This window comes from Mitsuokella multacida DSM 20544 (assembly GCF_000155955.1).
GTDB classification, from domain to species: Bacteria; Bacillota; Negativicutes; order Selenomonadales; family Selenomonadaceae; genus Mitsuokella; species Mitsuokella multacida.
Genome location: NZ_GG697144.2, coordinates 31660 through 50267 on the forward strand (window position 1 = coordinate 31660; position 18608 = coordinate 50267).

Genomic DNA, 18608 nt, shown 5'->3' on the forward strand with positions numbered 1-18608 from the left:
TATACGTAGCGAATCAAATTTTACCGTACCTTTGATCAGAATTCAAATCCATTTTCTTTTGTCCACTGCGTGTACGTTTTCTTGAGCTGTGGATTAGCCTTGACGTATTCGTAGAAATGACGCGTGAACAAAGCGCGCTTCGGATAGTTCCCTTTCTTATAGGCATCCTTCGTTGTCTCTGCCGACTTGCGGACATCTTGACCACCAAGCAACACTTCGCGCGTCATGATATCGTCGTAGGAAAGCTTGTCGGCGTTCTTAATCATATCCATGAGCGAGAGGAAAATCGTCGTGCGGCCTACACCGGCCTCGCAGTGAACATGAATCCAAGCATTTTTCGGCAATTTCTTGTAGATGGCCAAGAATTCATCGACATTTGCCGGGGTCGGTGCAGAGTAGTCCATGACCGGCACACGATAGTACTTGACGCCCATCGATTTGACGAACTGTTCTTCGGTCTGTACCGAATTGACATGTTCGACCTTCTGCGAAGCAATATCCTTGTGCTTGTCCAGCGTAGCGATATCAACATCCTGGTTCATCTTGGCCGTTTCGAGCATGCTCTTCTCGCGGCGATCGATTTCCTTGGCCGATTGACCTTTGTTGAAGGTTTTGTAGCGCGAATACCAGCTGATGCCATCATCATTGATGTAGCCATGCGATTCATTGCGCAAATCGATGACGACAAGATCCTTGGCTGGTACATGCTTCAGGAGTTCCTTGAATTCATTCTTGGAGAAGAAGCTGCTACCGGACTGACGCAGTTTATCCAGGCCTTCACGCGAGGGATAGATTCCATCCTTTGCCGTCTTATATTGGCTCTGAGCCGTGCGAAAATTGGCGGGCATCTCTGAGACAGCCGCGGGGCGATCGTATTTGAGAATCTGCACGCCCGGTACTGGCTCTGCGGCAAATGCCGCAGCCGTCGACAACATCGCCGCAACAGTAAGAGCTGCAATTCTTTTGCTGATTCCTGAATAATTCATGCTGACATTTTCCTCCTTCATGGATTTTAGCGGGGTCGTTGCTTAGAATTTCGTCGTAAACTTCAGATACGTGGAATAATGCGGGGATTTCTCCAACGAGTTGCCATCTTTATCCACATTGGCACCATCCGGGTTCGTATGTGCCCAATAACGGAGCAACGAGAGTTTGGAATGATCGCTCGTCGCATAATCCATGATCAAGCCAAATCCTTTGAAACCATCGGCTGTGATGTAATCATCCCAATCCGTGTAGTTATCATTCATAAAGAGGTTCTGGTCGACATTGAGATACTGTCCAATGATATCCCAGGTTCCCTTCTTCTTAGCCTTACCGTAATTCAGGCTGATGACATAACCTTGCGTATTCTTATTGGCGCCAAAGTACTCATAACCATAACCGTTATCTACCTTACCAAAGCCAGGTTTGGTTTTATTGGTATTCCGTACATATTCAGCGGAGACGCCAAACTTGCCCACAACCGGCGTTGAGCCATAAACACCGAAGTAGCGCTCAGGCTGCTGTGTACCGAAATACAGGCCAGCATATGCATCCTTCGAGAAATCATGCTGATACTGTGCAAATTTCAGCAGGCGCGTGCGAGCGGGTGGATTGTCATCACTCGTATCATTGACCAGGTAATCCTGTGAATCGCGACCATAGCCGAGATACAGCGCATCATGTGGCGTCATTTTATAGTTGGCCGTGAACTGATTCACGCTCGATTTAGAGAGCCAAAGACCTTCACCAAGGGATACCGTCTGAACACCAGCCTTCACATAGACAGGGCCGAAGGAGCGACCGACATATGCCTGCTCTAATTTGATCTTGTTCTTTTCCGAAGAGTACTTTTTACCATTCGGCTCAGATGATGTCGACTTGAATTTGAGGCCAAGACCGACATCGTACGTCTTATCTACTACTGTCGTTGCTAAAATCTTCGCTTCCGCCTTGATCTTACCGGTCTTTTTCTCGTCATACATGTAACCAGACTTTGTAGAACCCGACCACTTGATCGTCGGTGCCTCTTTCTTGGCCTTCTTCTCGCTCTTAGCTGCCTCCTGCTTTTCCTTCGCAGCAGCCAAGCTGTTCTCCAAATCGGTCAAGCGTGCCGTCAAATCATTGATCTCTGCCTGCATAGCTGCTACGTCGGTATCTGCAGCAGCTGCTTCTGCTGTGCCGCCATTAAAGCATACTGGCATCAGCATTGTAGCCGTAATGCCCAAGACGATTGCTTTCTTTTGATTCTTCATCTGCAAATCCCCCTAATATGATTCTTGTGATTCTTTCCTATGACAGAAGGTCAAGCGCGCTGTTATGACTTATCTGGTTCTTATTGTAGCAGATTGTTCCATATCAATTCCTCTTGTATTTTGCGGAAACCTCACGAAAATCTATGTATTCTTGCGTTTATTTGTATTAAAGGAAACTTTCTGACTATATCCCACGTCCTTCTGCAGCAGAATTACGGGTGAATGTTCAAAAAATTAACAATATCGTATAGAAAAGCAAGGAAAAAATAACAATCGTGGGTGTCTACCTTGTATCAGCCCCATAAACAAAAGAACAGCAGCCCCAAAAGGGACCGCTGTTCTCGGTTCTGGTTCTATGATGATGTTTGAGAGAAGTGGGATTCGTTTTATCAGAAGTGGAATTCGACGCGGCCGAAGAGTTTCTCGGCATCTTTGCCGTTGTCGATGTTCTCGCCGTTGAAGTACTTGACGCTTGCTACCGTGTTCTTGAAGAGCGTGTAGTTCGTGCCGACTTCCCAGCCCTTCGTGCCGGCCCAAGCGCCATCGTAGGACGGGTCAAAGGCTACGTTCTGGCCAAGGTAGCGGTAAGCGGCATAAGCGCCCCAGGTGCCCTTGTTGGCAGGCTCCGCGCCCTTGTAGTCGAGCTCGACCGTGCCGGCCTTCTTGTAGTCGTCGGCCTTCGTGTTCTCGGCATAAGCGCCGCCGAGGGCGACGTTCTTGTCGAACGCATAGTGGAAGTTGGCGCTCCAGATGTCGGCATTGTCCTCATCCTGCGTGGACTTGTAGCTCGTGCCCATCGCCGTGAAAGCATCACTGTTCAGATGATGGTAGCCGGCGCCGAGGCTGAGCTTGCCCTTGCCGTACTGCAGGCCGACGCTCTGCATATTGGCCGTGTCGTCTTTCTCCGAAGCAGCTTTGTTGACAGCGCTGTTGTTCGTATCGCCATTGAGATCGAAGCGGCCTGCCTGCAGCGTGACCTTGAGGTCCTTGCCCGTCGTGATGGCGGCGCCGGAGATTTCATCATCGAAGAGCAGGTTGCTGTCGAGCTGCATCGGCAGCTTGCCGACCTTGATGTTGGTCGTGCCGTACTGGCCATCTGCCCAGAGGCGCTGCAGCGTCACATCCGTGTCCTGCTCATCGCCATGACTGCCATTCGGGTCGGTGCTGTCCTTGGCAAGGTCCGTGGAGACATCGAGGCGGGCGTTGACGTGCCAGTTGCGGTTGACCTCAGCCGACGGCTCGAGGCGCAGCAGCAACTCATCATCGTTGCTCTTGCTGTCCTCTTTCGACTTGTCGCGCGTGCTCGTGTAGGTGTAGCGGGCCTCGCCGTTCCATTTTACCTTGTCAGCGTTGCGCTCGAGGTTGCTGACGCGGACGCCGAGCGTATTGAGCTCATCGGAGAACTCAGCGGCGAGCTTGTCAATGAGGGCCTTGTCGGCAGCGGATACATCCGTCTTGGCCATGGCCTTGGCGATCATCTGCGCCATCTCATAGCGCGTGATGTTCTGGTTGCCGCGGAACGTCGTGTCGCCGTAGCCTTCGATGACGCCGTCAGCTGCGAGCTGGGATACAGCGTCGTAAGCCCAGTGATCGGCCGGCACATCGGAGAACGGATTTGCAGCGGCAAACGTCGTGGATGCAGCGCCAACTACGAGCGCCGTCGTCAATGCAGATACAAGAGTCTTTTTCATGATGAATTCCTCCCATCTTCCTTCTATGGCTCTTCGCCGATATAGAAGGCATCAAGTCAGTCGAGGCAAGTGCCCCGCGCCGCCTTCGCGGCCACTGTCAGGAATGAGAGCGGGAGAATCGCGAGTATCCATGTTTCCTCTGAGTTCCCTGCCCCTTTCCTTTTGACACCATCATTATATTACTTGACTCAGTCAATTACAATTACACAGCCGTTAGAAGTCCATTACACTTTGCTTAGAATAGTTTGCTTAATCAACTATCGCTATCATTGAGAATCTGCAGGCAAAAAAAGCCTTCCGCTGATGCCAGCGGAAGGCTTTTTGCTATAGACCTGGAAACAACCGAGGCTATGTTATCAGAACCAGAAGTTCACGCGGCCGAAGAGCAGCTCTGCATCTCTGTCCGTATCAAGCTTCTTGCCGTTGAAGTAGTAAGCGGCAGCCGTGACGTTCGTGAACGGAACGTACTCCGTGCTGACTTCCCACCCCTTGACATTGTTGACGCCAGCGTTGAGGAACGTCTCGTACGTCGGAGCAAAGGCGACATTCTGGCCCATGTAGCGGTAAGCCGTGTAAGCCCCCCAAGATCCCTTGTTGGCTTTCTGAGCGCCCTTGTAGTTGAGCTGGATGTTATGTGCCGTAGCATCTGCTTCAGCCTTTTCGTTCTTGGCATAAGCGCCGTAGAGGTTCCAGTTCTTGTCGAACTTGTAGCCAGCACCAACAGACCAGATGTTGGCCTCATCCGTGTTCTTCTCGAACCCCTTCGTCTGCGTGAAGACGTTGCTGTTGAAATGACGGTAAGCAGCACCGCCATAGAGCTTGCCAGCCGTGCCGTTCAGAGCGATACCCTGATAGTTGGCAGCATCGTCATCCGTCTTTCCAGCTGCATCGTTGAGGTTCGACTGCTTGTTGGCGCTGTTGAGGTTCCAACGGCCAGCCTCAGCCGTGAGCTTGAGCTGGTTGCCGAACGTGACCTGTGCACCGGAGAACTGATCATCGAAGAGCATGCCAGCCGTCTCCGTAGAGAAGAACGGCATCTTGCCGAGCTTGACCTGGAAGTTCTTGTAGTCGCCCTGTGCCCAAACGCGCTTTACCGTCAGATCCGACGTCTCGTCTTTGCTCGGATTCATGAATGCATCGATACGAGCCTTGACATGCCAGTTCTTGTTGACCTCAGCGCTCGGCTCGAGGCGGAAGTTGAGCTGATCCGTGTTTTTCTTGTCTTTCGAGCCCTTCTCGTTCTCATAACGCTGGCTCCAGTAACGGTAACGAGCCTGGCCGTTCCACTTGACGTTGTCAGCATTGCGCTCGAGGTTGCTGACGCGGACGCCGAGGTTGTTGAGTTCATCGGAGAACTCAGCAGCGAGCTTGTCGATCAGGGCCTTGTCGGCAGCGGAGACATCGCTCTTGGCCATAGCCTTGGCGATCATCTGAGCCATCTCATAACGCGTGATGTTCTGGTTGCCGCGGAAGGTCGTGTCGCCATAGCCTTCGATGACGCCATCAGCTGCGAGCTGGGATACAGCGTCGTAAGCCCAGTGGTCAGCCGGTACATCGGAGAACGGGTTAGCAGCAGCAAACGTCGTGCTGGCAGCGCCGACAACGAGAGCCGTCGTCAATGCAGATACAAGAGTCTTCTTCATAAAGAACTCCTCCTTCATAAAACATTTGGTCATTCTTGGCTGATTTCACGAAGAAGGTGTTCATGAGTGTCCATGTTTCCTCAGTTCTTTTCTTTATGACCTCATCCAATTAGTTATTAGTGTAACACAATCCTGTTCAAATTACAAATTATCCCGGATATGTTTCTATCTTAGCAATCAAATCTATCCTATTAATTTTCTGCATCTTATGCGCGCAAAAAAGACCGCTCCCGAAGGAACGGTCTTTTGATTGCGGAATATGACTTCTGCTGATGGAATCAGAAGAAGAAGCTTACGCGGCCAAACAGCGTCTTGGCATCGCGGTCCGTAGCGAGGTCTTTGCCATCGAAGTACTCAACAGCCGTGTAGACGTTCGTGAACGGAACGTAGCTTGCACCGACTTCCCAGCCCTTCTCGTTGAGGTGATTATAATGGGCCGTATCATACGTCGGCATAAGCGAAACGTTCTGGCCGAGGTAACGGTAAGCGGCATAAGCGCCCCACGTACCCTTGTTGGCCGTATCCGAGCCCTTGTAGGACAGCTGGATGTTGTGAGCCGTATCGTAGTTGTCGGCTTCCGTGTTCTGAGCGAAAGCACCGAAGAGATTCCAGTTATGGTCGAACTTGTAGCCAGCGCCGACGGACCAGATGTTGGCATCGTCCGTCTTGGAATCGTTGCTGTAGTTAGCAATGTTCGTGAAGGCAGCGCTATTGAAGTGACGGTAAGCAGCACCGAGGCGGAGCTTATTCGGGCCGTAGTTCAGTTCTGCACCCTGATAGTTTGCAGCATCGTCATTCGTTGCAGCATCAGCAATGTGGCCATTAGCATCGTTTGCCAGATTCCAACGACCAGCTTCGAGCGTAGCCTTCAGGTCTTTACCGAAGTTGACCTGAGCACCGGAGAAGAAGTCATCCAGTACGAGACCATCATCAGCAACGGAGTACAGCGGCATCTTGCCGAGCTTGACGTTGAAGTTGCCATACTGGCCGTCTGCATAAACATACGTCAGCTTGACATTGCCATCGTCGCCCTTGTCGCTGGAAAGATCCGTATTAGCCGTCAGACGAGCATTGACATGCCAGTTGTTGTTGACCTCAGCCGTCGGGTAGAGACGGAACTGCAGCTTGTCCGTGTTGTCGTTCTTCTCGTCCTCATGACGTGCGCTCGTGTAGGTGTAACGAGCCTCGCCCGTCCACTTTACTTTGTCAGCATTGCGCTCGAGGTTGCTTACGCGGACGCCGAGATTGTTGAGCTCATCGGAGAACTCAGCAGCGAGTTTGTCGATCAAGGCCTTATCAGCAGCGGAGACATCGCTCTTAGCCATAGCCTTGGCGATCATCTGTGCCATCTCATAACGCGTGATGTTCTGGTTGCCACGGAACGTCGTGTCGCCATAACCTTCGATGACGCCATCAGCTGCGAGCTGGGATACAGCGTCGTAAGCCCAGTGGTCAGCCGGTACATCGGAGAACGGGTTAGCAGCAGCAAACGTCGTGCTGACAGCGCCGACAACGAGAGCCGTCGTCAGTGCGGATACGAGAGTCTTTTTCATGAAGAACTCCTCCTTTGGTATAAAACGATTACAATTCTCGTTCAAACGGGACCAAAGAAAAAGAACCGCATGAGTGTCCACGTTTCCTCAGGATTCCTGACGCTCTTTGGTTCCTCATTGAACGTTGTCATTGTAACACGTCAAAACGCATTTGTAAACCTGCAGGGCAAATTCTAACGTTCCACTCATGTAATGCAGGGTGCATGTGTCACATTGTCAACCCATCGATTGCCACATGTGACTGCACGACGGCAGATGATGTGGTAAAATGAAGGCAGCGTCACCCCTCTTGGTGACGGACGGCGCGAACCATCTTCTCGAATTTCGTGCGCGGCATCATGACGAGATGCCCGCATCCCAGACACTTGAGCCGGAAGTCCATGCCGGTGCGCAGGATCTCCCATTCACTCGAGCCGCACGGATGTGCTTTTTTCATGCGCACGATGTCGCCGACGGCATATTGTTGTTTTTCCATCATATCTTGGAGGCCTCCTAATGAAAATCTCGATTCTGCAGATGCCGGTCGCTTTCGCCCGGCCCGATGATAATATCAAGACGCTGCGCCGCATGGTCGCAGAGGCCATGCGCGCAGAGCCCGATGTGCTCGTGCTGCCCGAGCTCTGGCGGCTCGGCTTCTACCCGCAGCCGATTGCCGTGCACGCGGATCTCGACGGCCAGCAGTCGCGCACGGTGCTCGCCGAGCTCGCGCGCACGAACGGCGTGAACATCGTCGGCGGCACGGTCGCCAACCGGCGCGAGGGCAAGGTCTACAACACCTGCTACGTCTTCGATCGCACGGGCACAGAAGTCGCCTCGTACGACAAGACGCACCTGTTCTCCCCGAGCGGCGAGAGCAAGGACTTCGCGGCAGGCAGAGAGATGGTGACCTTCCGCCTCGACGGCGTGCGCTGCGGCGTCGCCGTCTGCTATGACGTGCGCTTCCCCGAGTTCATCCGCAAACTCGCGCTCGAGGACATCGCCGTGCTCTTCCTGCCCGCCGCCTGGCCCGCCAGCCGCCTGAGCCACTGGCAGATCCTCACGCGCGCCCGCGCCATCGAGAATCAGTTCTACGTCATCGCGGCCAACGAGGCCGGCACCGACGAGCAGGGCAACCACCTCGCCGGCCACTCCGCCATCCTCGACCCCTGGGGCGAGGCCATCGTCGAAGCAGGTGAAAGCGAGGCCATCCTGACCGCCCGCCTGCGCCCCGGCCTGCGCCGCCACATCCGCGAGACCATCAACGTCTTCGCCGACCGCCGCCCCGAGCTCTACTGAAACACTGTTATCAAAAAGACTGTCGCAAAGCGCGGCAGTCTTTTTCTCATTATCACACTATTACACGTTGAAGCGGAAGTTGACGACGTCGCCATCCTGCATGACGTAGTCCTTGCCCTCGACGCGGACCTGGCCTTTTTCGCGTGCGGCGGCGACGCTGCCAGCGGCGATGAGGTCGTTGTAGTTGACGATCTCGGCGCGGATGAAGCCGCGCTCGAAGTCCGTGTGGATCTTACCGGCAGCTTTCGGTGCCGTCGTGCCCTTGACGATGGTCCAGGCGCGGCACTCATCCGGGCCGGCCGTCAGGAAGGTCTGCAGGCCCAGGAGGTCAAACGCTGCCTTAATCAGGCGGTCGAGGCCGCTCTCCGTCTCACCGAGGTCTTCGAGGAAGGCCTTGGCCTCTTCTTCGTCAAGCTCGGCGATCTCCGACTCGACTTTTGCCGAGATAGCGACGACTTCCGCGCCCTCTTTGGCCGCGTATTCCTTGACCTGCTGGACGTACGGGTTCTCGTCGTAAGCCGTAGCGACTTCGTCCTCGGCGACGTTCGTGACGTAAAGCGTCGGCTTGAGCGTCAGGAGGTTCATCTCCTTGATGAGCTCGAGGTCATCCTCAGAGAGGTCGACCTGGCGTGCCGGCGTGCCCTCATCGAGCGCAGCCTTGATGCGGCGCAGAATCTCATCCTCGACCTTCGCCTCTTTGTTGCCGGACTTCGCGATCTTCGCGAGCTTCATGATGCGCTTCTCGACGATCTCGAGGTCAGCGAGGCAGAGCTCCGTCTGGATGATGTCGATGTCGCGCAGCGGGTCGATGCCGCCCTCGACATGCGTGATGTTCGGGTCGACAAAGCAGCGCACGACATGTGCGACGGCATCGACCTGGCGGATGTGCTCGAGGAATTTATTGCCGAGGCCCTCGCCCTTGGACGCGCCCTTGACGAGGCCGGCGATGTCGACGAAGCGCACGGAGGCCGGCGTCGTCTTCTTCGAGTTGTAGAGTTCATGCAGGACCTTGAGGCGCGGGTCTGGTACGGCGACGACGCCGACATTCGGCTCGATCGTGCAGAACGGGAAGTTCGCGGCCTCTGCGCCGGCTTTCGTGATGGCATTGAAAAGCGTGCTCTTGCCGACGTTCGGCAGGCCGACAATACCAACTTCTAAGTTACTCAAATCTGATTTCTCCCTTACATTTGATTACAGTGTGCCAAAGATGCGGTCGCCGGCATCGCCGAGGCCCGGGACGATGTAGCCCTTGTCGTTGAGCTTCTCGTCGATGGCTGCGACGTAGAGCGGCACATCTGGATGGTCGTGGTTGATGACGCGGACGCCCTCAGGCGCGGCGACGAGGCACATGAGGATGATGTGCTTGGCGCCCTTCTCCTTGAGCAGCGAGAGCGCGGCCGACGAGCTGCCGCCCGTGGCGAGCATCGGGTCGACGACGATCAGCGTGCGCTCGGCGACGTCGCCCGGCAGCTTGCAGTAGTACTCGACCGGCTTCAGCGTCTTCGGGTCGCGATACATGCCGACGTGGCCGACGCGGGCCGCCGGGATCATGTTGACGACGCCATTGAGCATGCCGAGGCCGGCGCGCAGGATCGGCACGACGCCGACTTTCTTGCCGGCGAGCATCTTCTCCTTGCACCTGCAGATCGGCGTCTCGATCTCGACTTCCTTGAGCGGGAAGTCGCGCGTGATCTCATAAGCCATGAGCATCGAGATCTCCTCGAGCAGTTCGCGGAAGTCCTTCGTGCCCGTCTCTTTCATGCGCATGATCGTGAGCTTGTGCTGGATCAGCGGATGGTCGATGACGTGGACGTTCATTGGTTCAGCCATGTAAGATACCCCTTTCTACACAATACAGAGCCCCGCAGAGCGGGGCCGTGTCATTTATTCCGCAGGTGTCTACCTGTCATTCATAAAGCGGATATTTCTTGCAGAGGGCGGCGACGCGGCGGCGTGCCTCCTCTTTCTTCTCTTCGTTCGTCGGGTCATTCAAGACGAGCGCGATGATGTTGCCGACTTCGCGCATGTCGTCTTCCTTGAAGCCGCGCGTCGTCAGGGCAGGGCTGCCGAGACGGATGCCGCTCGTGACGAACGGGGAACGCGGTTCGAACGGGATGGTGTTGCGGTTCGAGGTGATGTTGACCTCGTCGAGGACGTTCTGAGCCTCTTTGCCCGTGATGTCCTTGCTCGTGAGGTCGACGAGCATCAGGTGGTTGTCCGTGCCGCCCGAGACGATGCGGAAGCCATCCTGCTGCAGCGTCTCAGCGAGCGCCTTGGCGTTCTTGATGGTCTGCGCTGCGTACTCCTTGAACTCAGGGCGCAGTGCCTCGCCGAGCGCGACGGCCTTCGCTGCGATGACGTGCATGAGCGGGCCGCCCTGGATGCCAGGGAAGACAGCCTTGTTGAACTGCTTGCCGAACTCTGCGTCCTTGCAGAGGATCATGCCGCCGCGCGGGCCGCGCAGCGTCTTGTGCGTCGTCGTCGTGACGACGTCGGCGTACGGGACCGGGCTCGGATGGAGGCCAGCGGCGACGAGGCCGGCGATGTGCGCGATGTCGACCATGAGGTAGGCACCGACCTTGTGGGCGATCTCTGCGAGGCGCGGGAAGTCGATGATGCGCGCGTAGGCGGATGCGCCGGCGACGATCATCTTCGGCTTGCATTCCTCAGCCTGCTTCTCGAGCGCGTCGTAGTCGATGCGCTCCGTCTCCTTGTCAACACCGTATGGCACGATCTTGAAGTACTTGCCGCTCATGTTGACCGGGCTGCCGTGCGTCAGGTGACCGCCGTCCGTGAGGTTCATGCCCATGACCGTGTCACCCGGCGTCAAGAGCGCGAAGAAGACGGCCATGTTGGCCTGTGCGCCGGAATGCGGCTGGACGTTGGCGTATTCCGCGCCGAAGAGCTTCTTGGCGCGGTCGATGGCGAGCTGCTCGACGACATCGACGTACTCGCAGCCGCCGTAGTAGCGCTTGCCCGGGTAGCCTTCTGCGTACTTATTCGTCAGCACGCTGCCCTGCGCTTCCATCACGGCCTTGGAGACGATGTTCTCCGAGGCGATGAGCTCGAGTTTCGTGCGCTGGCGATTGAGCTCGAGGTCGAGTTCTTTCGCGATTTCCGGATCCGACTGTTTCAGTGTGTCCATCAGGCTCATTGGGTTCCTCCTTCTCTGCCGCTGGGTCTCGGCAGCTTCCCTATGCATATTGCTTGGCTAACGGATGGCAGGAGCTTACTTCTGCTCGATTGCCATGATCTTGTTGACGCGGCGCTCGTGGCGGCCGCCCTCGAACGAGCTCTCGACGAAAGCGCGGACGATCTCGCCAGCTGGGCCGAAGCCGAGCACGCGGCCGCCCATCGCGAGGACGTTGGCGTTGTTGTGCTCGCGCGCTTTCTTGGCCGAGTAGACATCGTTGCAGAGTGCGCAGCGGATGCCCTTGACCTTGTTGGCCGCGATCGAGATGCCGATGCCCGTACCGCAGAGCACGATGCCGAAGTCGGCCTTGCCGCTCGTCACGTCTGCGCAGACTTTTTCGGCGATGTCAGGGTAATCGACGGACTGCGTGCCGAACGTGCCGACATCCGTTACCTTGATATCCTCGTATTCCTTCAGGACCATCTTGACCTCGTCCTTGAGCGCTACCGCGCCGTGGTCACTGCCAATCGTAATGTTCATGGTTTCTCCACCTTTCTTCCATACTCTTTCTTATTCTATCACACCTGCGCGGCAAAAAAAACACATGCAAGGCGCTATCAGCCCTGAAAAAGCGCGCGGATTTCTTCGTCGGTGAGCTTGGCGAGGAAATTCTCGCCGGGCTGTATCATCTGGTCGATCAGGGATTTCTTCTTTTCCTGCAGCTCATAGATCTTTTCCTCGACGGTCCCCTTCATGATAAGCTTGAAGACCTGGACATTGTTTCGCTGGCCGAGCCTGTAGGCGCGGTCGGTCGCCTGGTCCTCGACGGCGGGGTTCCACCACGGGTCGAAGTGGACGACCATGTCGGCGCCCGTGAGGTTGAGCCCCGTGCCGCCCGCCTTCAGGGAAATCAGGAAAATCGGTACGGCGCCGCGGTTGAACTCGCGCACGAGCTTCATGCGCGTCAGCGCAGGCGTCGCGCCGTCGAGGCTGAAGTACGCGAGTCCCTTGCGGCGCAGCCGCTCAGCGATGTGCGCGAGCATCGTCGTGAACTGCGAGAAGATCAAGAGGCGGTGGCCGCCCTCGATGGCCTCCTCGATGAGCTCTTCGAGCATGTCGAGCTTGCCTGAGCCACCGTGATAGCTCTCGAGGAACAAGGCGGGATCGCAGGCGATCTGGCGCAGGCGCGTGAGGATGGCGAGAATCTTGATGCGCCGCTCGCCGGGGCTCGCGAGGCTGACCTCGCGCATGAAGTCGCGCTGGCTCTTCATGAAGTAAGCCCGGTAGACCTTCGTCTGCTGCGGTGTCATCTCGCCGATGAGCTTGCGCTCGACCTTGTCGGGAAGTTCCTTTAAGACGTCCTTCTTCATGCGGCGCAGGATGAAGGGCATGACGCGCTGCCGCAGCTGCGCGGCAGCCTTCTTGTCCTCGGCGCGCACGATGGGGATCTCGAAGCGCTGCTTGAACTTCGCCTGGCTGCCGAGGTACCCAGGCATCAGGAAGTCGAAGATGGACCAGAGCTCCGTCAGCGTGTTCTCGATTGGCGTGCCCGTCAGCGCAAAGCAGCTCTCAGACGGAAGGCGCTTGACGGCGCGCGCGCTCTGCGTCGCGGGGTTCTTGATGTGCTGGGCCTCGTCGAGGAAGACGTAGCGGAACTCCTGCTGCTGGTAGAGGTCCATGTCGCGCTTGAGCGTGTCGTATGTCGTCACGACGACGTCGATGCCCGCGAGCGCCTGCAGCTGTGCCGCCCGCTCCGCCTTCGTGCCAGCGACGGCCAAGGCCTTAAGAGATGGCGCAAAGCGGCCGATCTCCTCGAGCCAGTTGTAGAGCAGCGAGGTCGGCGTGATGACGAGGGACGGCTTCGCCCCCGCCTGTTTGCGCGCGAGCAGGAAAGCGATGACCTGCAATGTCTTGCCGAGGCCCATGTCGTCGGCGAGGATGCCGCCGAGGTGATGGTCAGCGAGGCTCGAGAGCCAGTTGAAGCCCGTGACCTGATAGTCGCGCAGCACAGGCTGCAGCGAGACGGGCACCTCGTAGTCGGCCTCCTGCGGCTGGCGGATGCCGCGCACGACCTCGCGGAAGCGGCGGCTGCGCGAGAGCTGCAGGCCCTGGTCCTCACGGGCCAGCGCGTCGAGGTACATGGCCTCAGAGAGCGGCAGCTCGAGCTTGCCGCTCGCGAGGTCTTTCTTCTTGCGCCCCGCATTCTCCACGAGCTCAGCAATCGCGCGCAGCTGCTGGTCGCCGAGCGTCACGAAGCTTCTGTCCTTCATGCGGTGGTAGCGCTTCTTCTGGCGGTAGGAGTCGAGGATGTCGAGGAGCTCCGCGAAGTCGACGTCCTTCATGTTGAAGGTGACTTCGAGGAGGTCCATGTCGTTGACGCTGACGCCTGCCGTGACCTTCGGCATGGGCCGCACGGGCCGCCGCTCGAAGCTCTCCTCGTAGAAGATCTCGACGGATTCCGGCAGCTCCTCGAGGCCCTGCGTGAGGAAGTCGTAGCTCTTCTCCTCGTCGATCTGGACGAACTGGTCGCGCTTTTTCGTGAAGCCGTAGCGCGCAAAGACGGCGAGGAGCTCCTGCTCCGCCTCGCTGTCGCGCACGAGCAGATGATGGGCGTCTGCCTCCGGCGCCGCCTGCACGACGGGGTTGAAGCGGATGTGCCCGTAGACGAAGACAGGCTTCACCGCGATGCCCGCGCCCTCGTAGTCGAGGTAGAGCTCGGCGGCGAGCGGCACGAGCAGGAACTCCTCCTCGAAGGCCGCATCGACATCGACGTCCGCAATCTTCTCGACGGCCGGCAGGATATTGCTGAAGAACGGCGTCATGTCGGCGTGCGAAAGCTGCACGCTCGTCGTGCGGGCAAACGTCTGCCAGAGCGGCTGCAAGGCGCGCCCGAACGCTTCATCCACCCGGTAGATGCCCTCCGACTGGTAGAGCAGGCAGCAGTCCTCCGACAGGGGCGTGAGGTCCCCGTCATCGAGGCGGATGCAGCCGTTCTGGCCGCCGACGCGGCTGACGTCGAGATGAAGCTGTGGCTTCCCCTCGCGCAGGTGCACATCGATGGCCTCACTGCCGTCGATGTGCAGCTCGATGGACTGCTCGCCCATGATGGCGAGAAACGCTGCGAGCAGGCTCGGCGTCAGGTGCATCACCTTGTGCTCGAAGACCGTGCTCTTCTGCAATGCATGCATGTAGGAGAGCGCCGGCTGATGGCGCAGCAGGCTCTTCTCGTCGAGGTACGCCTGCTTCATAAAGGCCCAGAGCTCTTTCGAGACGCGGTCGGCCCAGCGCAGCGAGGCCATGTGGATCACGCTGCTGCGGCCGAGAGGGTAATCCTCCCCCGCCATCAGGCTCTGCAAGAGTTCCATGACATTGCGCACGACGTAGAGACGGCTCATGCCGATGCGGAACTCGAGCCAGCTCTCGACCCTGCCGGGCGCGCTCTCAACGAAGAGGCGCGGGACGAGGTAGACAGGCTCCTGCAAGGGAGCAGGCGTCAGCTGCTCTGCGTTTCGGAAGCTCTTCAGCAGGCGGCGTCCGCCCGCATCCGTGCCGGCTGCCCCGCTGTCGTCTGCCACCTGCTGCTGGACGGCCTTGAGCACGGCGACGACGTGCTTGCAGGCGCCGAGGTACTGCGCCGCGGCCGGGCAGTCGCAGTGGAAGGACTCGACCTCATCGCCCGCCTCGGTCAGGCCGATGCGGACGTGATACGCCTCCGTCCCCGCGACGACAGCCGCGTAGCTCCTGCCATCTGCCTGACGCTCCAACTGCGCCACCGCACCGCGCCGGAAGTACCGGACACCGCGCTTGTACGCGGCATCCGTCGCCACGGCCCGGATCTGCTCCTCATCAATCACGGTATTCCCGCCTTTCCTCTGCCTGATAACTATGCTAAGATAAAGTAGAATTCATTTCTTTTATCTTAGCATATTTCACTCACTGCGAACAGAAAAGAGAGCATCATGAACGAACAGAAACTTCCGCACGGCGCGCGCATCCTCGTCGTGCGCCTCAGTGCCATCGGCGACGTGCTGCACTCGACAGCCGTCGTCCACAACCTCAAGCGTCTCGTGCCGGACTGCCATGTGACCTGGCTCGTGAGCCCGCCCGCGAGCATCCTGCTCGAGAACAATCCCGACATCGACTGCCTGCTTGTCTGGGACCGCCGGACCTTCGATAAGGCAGCTCAGCATCTCGACCTGCGCACCGTCCGCCAGACGCTCAAGGAGGCCGCAGCGCTGCTGCACCAGTACGAATTCGACATCGCGCTCGACATCCAGGGGCTCTTCTTCTCGGGCATCCTGACGCGCATGAGCCGCGCACCGCGCCGCATCGGCATCCACGAGCGCCACGAGGGCAACTTCCTCTTCATGACCGAGATGGCGCCCGACATCCCCGAGCGCCACAAGATACGCCGCTACATGACGGCACTTGCGCCGCTCGGCATCGGGCCGGAGGACTTCGAGCCCGGCCTCGTGCTCAAGCTGCCCGACGCCTATGAGGGATTCGCCGAGAAGTTCTTCGCAGACAAGGCAGTCACGCTGCACGACCCACAGCGCCCGCTGCTGCTCGTCAACACGCGCACGACCTGGCCCGACAAGAACTGGCCGCCTGAGTTTTTCGGCCGCGCGCTCGCCAACCTGCCCGAAAACATCCAGATCGTCTTCACCGGCGCGCCGTCCGACCAGGTATACATCGAACGCGCCCAGCAGGAGATGGAGGGCCGCGCCTCGCTCTCGATTGCGGGGCAGACGAGCCTCCTGGAGCTTGCCGCCATCTTCCGCGAGTCCGACCTGCTGCTGACCGGCGACACAGGGCCCCTCTACATCGCCGAGGCCGTCGGCTTGCCGACCCTCTCCCTCTGGGGCCCGACCCACCCCGGTATCTACGGCCCGCTGACGAAAGGCCACCACTTCATCCTCTCGCCCAACAAGTGCACCGCCTGCTGCAAGACGAAGTGCCGTCACAAGACCAATGCCTGCATGAACGCCATCAAGCCCGGCACCGTGACCAAAGCCCTGCTCGGGCTGCTCTACCACTGACTACCTCTATGCAACAAAACAGGCTATCAAGATTCGCTCTTGATAGCCTGTTTTTTTGATGACATCACTGTGACTGGAACTGCACGGTGACTGTTGTACCCTTGTCGACTAGCGTGTTCGCGGGGATGCTCTGGCTCACGGCGTAGCCGGAGCCGTCGGGGTCGCAGTTCAGGCCGCGGTCGGAGGCAAGCTGGGCGGCCTCGCGCATGCTCTTGCCGGCGAAGTCGGGCACGACGACCTTGCCGTCGGGCACGTTGCCGGAGTACGACTTCTGCGTCTTGGCCGAGGGCTTTGCCTTCGACTCCATGCCGGCGAACGGATCGCTCGACGGCTCGATGTGCAGGTAGCGGAAGAGCTGCGTGAAGATGCGGCTGGCCACCGGTGCGGCGATCTGGCCGCCGTAGTAGTTGCCCGTGCCGGGGTCGTCAATCATGACGAGCACGGTGATCTGCGGGTCCTCGACCGGTGCGAAGCCGCAGAACGAGGCGATGTAATGGCCCTCCATGTAGCCCGAGCCATCGGGGCGGATCTTCTGGGCCGTGCCGGTCTTGCCGGCGATGCGGTAGCCCTTGACAGCGGCCTTCTTGCCGCCGCCGCTCGCGACGACCTGCTCGAGCAGGCCGACGAGCGTCTTGTCGGTCGCCGACTCGATCGTGCGGCGCACCTCTGTCGTGCCCTTCTCCTCGTAGACGGAGCCGTCTGCATTCGTGATACTCTTGACGATGTGGGGCTTCAGCAGCACGCCGTCATTGGCGATGGCCGACATGGCCGTGACGAGCTGCAGCGGCGTCACCGCGATGCTCTGGCCGATGGCCATCGTCGCGACGTCCGAGTCGCGCATGTCGTCCGGGTTGAAGAGCAGGCCGCCCTCCTCGCCCGGCAGCTCGATGCCCGTCGGCGTGCCGAAGCCGAAGAGCTTCGCGTAGTCCGTGAGCTTCTGCGCGCCGAGCCGCAGGCCGACCTGCGCAAACCCCGTGTTGAGCGACTGCTTGACGACGTCGGTGAACGTCACCGTGCCGAAGCTCGTGCCGCTCCAGTTCTGGATGCGGCGGCCCGAGACCATGACGTAGCCCGGGTCGACGAATACCTGGTTCGGCGAGACGACCTTCTCCTGCAGGGCAGCGGCCGCGACAACCGACTTGAACGTCGAGCCCGGCTCGTAGATGAAGGAGACGGCGCGGTTCTTCCAGACCTCCGGCGAGTAGTCGGCGAAGCTGTTCGGGTTGTAGGAGGGCCGCGAGGCCATCGCGAGGACCTCGCCCGTCTTCGGGTTCATGACGACGCAGGTGATGGCCTGCGGGTTGTTCTCTGCCATCGCGCGGTCGAGCTCCTGCTCGACGATGAACTGGATGCCGCCGTCGAGCGTGAGCTCGACGTTCTTGCAGTACTCACCCTTGTACTGGCGCTGGCTCGAGAAGATTGAGTCGAGTATCGGCCGGTTCTGGCGGTCCGTCGTCAGGTACTTCTCCTTGACCTCACCCTTCAAGAGGCCGTCGAGGCCCTGTTCGATGCCATCGAGGCCCTTGTCGTCCGTGCCGACGAAGCCGAGGACGTTGGCGCCGAGGATGTCGTTCGGATAGTAGCGCTTGGCCTCATCGCGGAAACCGACGCAGTCCGTATACGACTTCTCGCGGATCATCTTGCGCACGGTCTCGTACTCATCGTGCTCCATGCGGCGCTTGACCCAGACGAAGCCGCCGCCCGCTGAGATGTCGTCGAGGAGCTCCTGCTCCGACATGTTGATGAGCGGCGCGAGGTCAGAAGCTAATGTCTCCGGGTCCTTGACATGGTTTGGGTCGATGTACAGCGACTTTGTCATGAGGCTCACGGCCATCTCGCGGCCGTTGCGGTCCGTGATCGTGCCGCGCGGGGACTGGATGGCGAAGTCGTACCCGACCTGATTGCGCATGCGCTCCGACAGCGCATCACCCTCTACGAGCTGCAGCCAGGCGTAGCGAATCACCATGACGCCGAAGAGCGCCCCAATCACGTACACCATCGCCAGGATGTGTTTCTGCAGCCAAACCCGTCTATCCG

At 58.5% G+C, this 18608-nt stretch carries 14 protein-coding genes; 2 read left to right on the forward strand and 12 right to left on the reverse strand.

All coding sequences use genetic code 11. The features are described 5' to 3' along the window. Window positions 1-35: 35 nt before the first annotated feature. The 6 genes from MITSMUL_RS11765 to MITSMUL_RS11790 all read right to left on the reverse strand — a co-directional run bounded on the left by MITSMUL_RS11765 (window position 36) and on the right by MITSMUL_RS11790 (window position 7602). Window positions 36-1007 carry a phosphatase domain-containing putative toxin gene (locus MITSMUL_RS11765; protein WP_005843032.1) on the reverse strand — a complete coding sequence of 324 codons (972 nt, stop codon included), beginning with the start codon at window positions 1005-1007 and terminating at the stop codon, window positions 36-38. Window positions 1008-1028: 21 nt separating this feature from the next. Beyond that, window positions 1029-2237, reverse strand: coding sequence for a hypothetical protein (locus MITSMUL_RS11770; protein ID WP_005843034.1), 1209 nt, complete (start codon window positions 2235-2237; stop codon window positions 1029-1031). A 389-nt stretch (window positions 2238-2626) separates the two neighbouring features. Then, window positions 2627-3928 carry a putative porin gene (locus tag MITSMUL_RS11775; protein ID WP_005843038.1) on the reverse strand — a complete coding sequence of 434 codons (1302 nt, stop codon included), beginning with the start codon at window positions 3926-3928 and terminating at the stop codon, window positions 2627-2629. Between the two features lie 356 nt (window positions 3929-4284). Next, window positions 4285-5571: an S-layer homology domain-containing protein gene (locus MITSMUL_RS11780; RefSeq protein WP_040636476.1), complete on the reverse strand. Its 1287-nt coding sequence runs from the start codon at window positions 5569-5571 to the stop codon at window positions 4285-4287. Between the two features lie 278 nt (window positions 5572-5849). After that, complete coding sequence (locus tag MITSMUL_RS11785; RefSeq protein ID WP_005843042.1) at window positions 5850-7124, reverse strand: porin; 1275 nt, start codon at window positions 7122-7124, stop codon at window positions 5850-5852. Window positions 7125-7404: 280 nt separating this feature from the next. Then, window positions 7405-7602, reverse strand: a complete 198-nt coding sequence (locus MITSMUL_RS11790; protein ID WP_005843043.1) for a DUF951 domain-containing protein — start codon at window positions 7600-7602, stop codon at window positions 7405-7407. Window positions 7603-7619: 17 nt separating this feature from the next. Between MITSMUL_RS11790 and MITSMUL_RS11795 the strand changes: the two genes are divergently transcribed. After that, a complete protein-coding gene (locus MITSMUL_RS11795) occupies window positions 7620-8399 on the forward strand; it encodes a carbon-nitrogen family hydrolase (protein WP_005843045.1) in 780 nt (259 codons plus the stop codon). 60 nt (window positions 8400-8459) lie between these two features. Here MITSMUL_RS11795 and ychF read toward each other — a convergent pair whose 3' ends face one another. The 5 genes from ychF to MITSMUL_RS11820 form a co-directional block, all read right to left on the reverse strand. Then, the gene (gene ychF, locus MITSMUL_RS11800) at window positions 8460-9566 is read right to left on the reverse strand and encodes a redox-regulated ATPase YchF (protein ID WP_005843047.1); all 1107 of its coding nucleotides are present in this window, start codon (window positions 9564-9566) and stop codon (window positions 8460-8462) included. Between the two features lie 24 nt (window positions 9567-9590). Further along, window positions 9591-10217, reverse strand: a complete 627-nt coding sequence (upp, locus tag MITSMUL_RS11805) for a uracil phosphoribosyltransferase (RefSeq protein WP_147652948.1) — start codon at window positions 10215-10217, stop codon at window positions 9591-9593. 88 nt (window positions 10218-10305) lie between these two features. Next, window positions 10306-11553, reverse strand: a complete 1248-nt coding sequence (gene glyA / locus MITSMUL_RS11810) for a serine hydroxymethyltransferase (protein WP_040636477.1) — start codon at window positions 11551-11553, stop codon at window positions 10306-10308. 75 nt (window positions 11554-11628) lie between these two features. Then, window positions 11629-12072, reverse strand: coding sequence for a ribose 5-phosphate isomerase B (rpiB, locus tag MITSMUL_RS11815; protein WP_005843053.1), 444 nt, complete (start codon window positions 12070-12072; stop codon window positions 11629-11631). 77 nt (window positions 12073-12149) lie between these two features. Then, the gene (locus tag MITSMUL_RS11820; protein ID WP_005843055.1) at window positions 12150-15386 is read right to left on the reverse strand and encodes a DEAD/DEAH box helicase; all 3237 of its coding nucleotides are present in this window, start codon (window positions 15384-15386) and stop codon (window positions 12150-12152) included. 105 nt (window positions 15387-15491) lie between these two features. On the opposite strand from MITSMUL_RS11820, the gene MITSMUL_RS11825 reads away from it, so the two are divergent. Beyond that, a complete protein-coding gene (locus MITSMUL_RS11825) occupies window positions 15492-16571 on the forward strand; it encodes a glycosyltransferase family 9 protein (RefSeq protein WP_005843057.1) in 1080 nt (359 codons plus the stop codon). Between the two features lie 64 nt (window positions 16572-16635). Here MITSMUL_RS11825 and MITSMUL_RS11830 read toward each other — a convergent pair whose 3' ends face one another. Next, window positions 16636-18570: a penicillin-binding protein gene (locus MITSMUL_RS11830; protein ID WP_419537972.1), complete on the reverse strand. Its 1935-nt coding sequence runs from the start codon at window positions 18568-18570 to the stop codon at window positions 16636-16638. Between the last annotated feature and the right edge of the window lie 38 nt (window positions 18571-18608).

Excerpts from the sequence above, each read along its gene's own strand:
- MITSMUL_RS11765 (WP_005843032.1), bottom strand. The coding sequence starts at position 1,007 with ATGAAGGAGGAAAATGTCAGCATGAATTATTCAGGAATCAGCAAAAGA.
- MITSMUL_RS11770 (WP_005843034.1), bottom strand. The coding sequence starts at position 2,237 with ATGAAGAATCAAAAGAAAGCAATCGTCTTGGGCATTACGGCTACAATG.
- MITSMUL_RS11775 (WP_005843038.1), bottom strand. The coding sequence starts at position 3,928 with ATGAAAAAGACTCTTGTATCTGCATTGACGACGGCGCTCGTAGTTGGC.
- MITSMUL_RS11780 (WP_040636476.1), bottom strand. The coding sequence starts at position 5,571 with ATGAAGAAGACTCTTGTATCTGCATTGACGACGGCTCTCGTTGTCGGC.
- MITSMUL_RS11785 (WP_005843042.1), bottom strand. The coding sequence starts at position 7,124 with ATGAAAAAGACTCTCGTATCCGCACTGACGACGGCTCTCGTTGTCGGC.
- MITSMUL_RS11790 (WP_005843043.1), bottom strand. The coding sequence starts at position 7,602 with ATGATGGAAAAACAACAATATGCCGTCGGCGACATCGTGCGCATGAAA.
- MITSMUL_RS11795 (WP_005843045.1), top strand. The coding sequence starts at position 7,620 with ATGAAAATCTCGATTCTGCAGATGCCGGTCGCTTTCGCCCGGCCCGAT.
- upp (WP_147652948.1), bottom strand. The coding sequence starts at position 10,217 with ATGAACGTCCACGTCATCGACCATCCGCTGATCCAGCACAAGCTCACG.
- glyA (WP_040636477.1), bottom strand. The coding sequence starts at position 11,553 with ATGAGCCTGATGGACACACTGAAACAGTCGGATCCGGAAATCGCGAAA.
- rpiB (WP_005843053.1), bottom strand. The coding sequence starts at position 12,072 with ATGAACATTACGATTGGCAGTGACCACGGCGCGGTAGCGCTCAAGGAC.
- MITSMUL_RS11825 (WP_005843057.1), top strand. The coding sequence starts at position 15,492 with ATGAACGAACAGAAACTTCCGCACGGCGCGCGCATCCTCGTCGTGCGC.
- MITSMUL_RS11830 (WP_419537972.1), bottom strand. The coding sequence starts at position 18,570 with ATGGTGTACGTGATTGGGGCGCTCTTCGGCGTCATGGTGATTCGCTAC.